The following is a 271-nucleotide window of genomic DNA, read 5'->3' as shown; positions in this document are numbered from 1 at the left end:
CGGCGTATCGGCCTGGCCCTGGATGCTGAAGCTGAGGTTGGCGCTGGAGGTGTCACCGTCGGCATCGGCCACGGTGTAGTTCAGCGTGAAATTCAGCTTGTCGGTGGCGCCGAGCGCCTGGACCGCAGGCTTGCTGTTGTCGAGCGTGAACTGCCAGGTGCCGTTGGCGTTGAGTGTGAGGGTGCCGTACTGGGAGATCTCGGCGCGTTGGGCGTCGGTGATGTTCCAGGTGACGCCGGTGATGGCGTCGGCGCCCTTGACGTCGTTGTCG

Annotated in this window: 1 protein-coding gene; it reads right to left on the bottom strand. The window is 64.9% G+C overall.

Features of this window, described 5'->3' with window-relative positions; genetic code table 11:
* Nucleotides 1-271: VCBS domain-containing protein (locus AC27VE_RS30755; RefSeq protein ID WP_488705861.1), on the bottom strand; the 271-nt coding region annotated here is incomplete at both ends.

The organism is Achromobacter sp. 18P8.1.1 (genome assembly GCF_057799415.1).
The sequence above is the reverse complement of the archived record's forward strand: the minus strand, read 5'-3'. Positions and strand labels throughout refer to the sequence as shown.